At 46.3% G+C, this 2,898-nt stretch carries 1 protein-coding gene; it reads right to left on the reverse strand.

The window, feature by feature from the left end; all coding sequences use genetic code 11:
• Positions 1–2,898, reverse strand: a 2,898-nt coding sequence (locus tag A3761_RS14005; protein WP_197473050.1) for an Hpt domain-containing protein, incomplete at both ends; no start/stop codon positions are given.

The following is a 2,898-nucleotide window of genomic DNA, read 5'->3' on the forward strand; positions in this document are numbered from 1 at the left end:
ATGAGAAGTGGCCTCGTTTCTGAATATATCGAGTAGCGTATCGTCGATTCCAACTGTACCTTGTTCTGCGCTCGGAGCCTCTGTCGCACCACTTGCTGCGGATGTTTCTTGCGAGGATCGTTGTAAGCTACCTAGAGGCTTAACAAAATCACCGGCAACCAAGGCTGCAGCGTGATTCTCAACGCGCTTTAGATCAAAGTCTGGGCGTTGTCTTTTTTCAAAGCACTCAATTAGTTTGGGAATATTATCGACGACTAATTGGATAAGCTCGGCAATGCTTTCATTCATCATTACCGAACCATCAATAATGCGGTTCAGAAGATTTTCGATTGCCCAAGCGGCTTCGCCAATGATGTTGGCGTTAACCATTCGTCCGCTGCCTTTCAGGGTATGGAAGGCTCGACGAAGCTCGGTTAGTGAATCCTGGTCGTCATGAGCAGCCAGATAGGTTGGCAAGTGAGTATCGATTGCTTCTAGTACTTCGCCGGCCTCTTCGATAAAAATCTCGAGGATTTCATCATCGATTAGATCGTCTTCATCATCGTCCCAGGAATCCTGGATGTCCTCTTCTTGCTCTGCTTCAGCAGCAGCTTCATTGTTTGTTTCCGGGCTTGACTCAGTTTCTGGTTCAAGGCTGTCAGAAGGTAGTGCTGGTTCTGACGCTGACTGAGTCTCTGTAGCTTCGGACCCAGTTTGCTCTTCTGCTGAAGACTTCGATGTTGCAGGGGACATTGTTTTATGGACAACACGAGTTTCGTTGCCCGACAACATATCAGCGCGGCTTATTAGATGCTCGTACTGTGTTGATTCACGCTGCTGGGAAAAATCTTCGGTTAGTTCAGGAAGCTTTTCAATAACTGAATCGAGGAGGTCGAAGACTTCCATTTCTAGGCTCATTGCAGCATCGAGATGTTTATTTAGTAAGTTCTCTATCGGCCATGCAATTTCAGCAATGACTTTTGCGCCAACCAGGCGGCCACTGCCTTTGAGCGTATGGAAGGCTCTGCGGAGGTTTTGCAGAGCGGCTTGATCTTCAGGTGTTGCTCGAAGCTGTGCCATAGCCACCTGGATCTCGTCCATGACTTCGGCAACTTCTTCCATAAATATTTCTAGAATATCTTCGTCAATGAGTCCTTCATCACTTTCTTTCTCAATCGAATCGGGTGATTCCGAAGCCACATCAGAGATATGGTGTTGAGATAGGACAGGGCTAGACTCTTCTGTGGTTTCGTGAGTCGGAAAGCCAAGTTTAGAGACGCTCTCTTCGGCAACCTTAAGTATACCGTCATTGTCTTGAGCCCCTTCTGAGAGGCGCTCCATATAATACTCAATACTGGTAATCGCATCGGCGAGACGATCCAGTTGTTGCCAGTCAGGAATATGCTTATCGCTTAATAAGGAGTCACGAATATAGGTGCTGCAAGACTCAAGAAGCTTTGCCGCCTGTGTAAGCGGGATGATTTGTAAGCCACCGCGAATACTGTCTAAGAGGTCTGGGACATCCTCTATCTCGGCGTGATCCCACTGAGATGCTATAAAGTTGACGATGCTGTTTTTTGCTTGTTCCAAGCCATTTCGTGATTCATAGATAACGGCATTATGCGCACTTTCGAAGTGTTCAGCGGGTACAACAAATTCGTTTTGCTCTTCTTCACTCTGTTCTCTCGCATCGCTGAGTGAGCTCAGATTAGCTTCGACATATAGCAGGGCACCTGCCATATCCATTAATACTTGGTCGCTAGCTGGTTCACTGCTTTCAGCGATTTCTTCTATGCGGCTAATTTGCTCTAGCACCAGCTTGCGGGCTACACCTAAGCCCAGAACAGCCATGGTATTAGCAATTTGAGTTAATTGAGGTACTAGCTCAAGCAGCTGAGTATTGTCTTTATCGTCATCGCGAACGTATAGATCTAGCTGTTCTTTGACGTGGCTGAGTTCTTCACTTAAGACCTCAACAACTGAGCTCATTGTTTCAGCGCCTGGACGATGCAGTTTCTCACGCTCGGCATCAACTTCTTGTTCGCTTGGTAAGGCTTGAGCCAAGCTAAAGGACGCTTTTAGCTCTTGGATGCGCTGACTGTCAATTGCACTTTTTGCAACGTAATACAGTAAATTCTTTAGTAAGTCCGTCGGTAAAGGCTTCGCTAGAATGGTCTGCGGTTCATCGATCATCAGTTTTATTTGGTGATCGAGCTCACGCAAGAGTTGCTTTGTTGCAGAGCTGATACCTTCTTCATCGCCTCGAATAGCATCGAGGAAACCAACGGCTACCCACCAGATTTTTCCAATGGGTGTTCCCTGGCAAAATTTCTCGAGACGAGATACGACTTTATAAAGGTAGGAAAAGTTTTCAGCAAGATCCTGATTTCTAATGACGCCAGCAAGAGAGAACTGAAACATCTGTCGAAGTTTACGCAAGTTGGCAATAACTTGTTCGTCCTGCATACGCTGATTGTGCGCAATGTCGGGTGTTATCGCCGCCGCAGATAAGTCAGGCGTAAATAAGGAGGTGTCAGATAATAAAGGCTGGCCCTGCAGAGCACGAAGATCATTTAATATTGGAAGCAGTACCACAGGCAAGTCACGCTGCCCTTTTTGTATATGCTCCAGATAGTTCTCAAGTTGCAGCAAAGAGTCCATTAAGACTTCTAGAGCTTCCTGTAGACTGGCGACCTTGTCTTCAATCAATGCCTGGCATAGTTTCTCCATTTCTTCGGCGAGTAAAGCAGCGCCGTAGAACTCTACCATTTGAAGCGTACCGTGAACTTGATGAATATAATTCAAGCAGAAGGTAATTTGAGGCGTGTCTTCTTTGTTCTCGACATAAGCCTCCAACGCTATTTGAGCTTGGGACAATGTTTGTTTAATTTCGCCTTTAACCCAGTCTAAGGCTATGTA

It is taken from the genome of Oleiphilus sp. HI0123, from assembly GCF_001635315.1.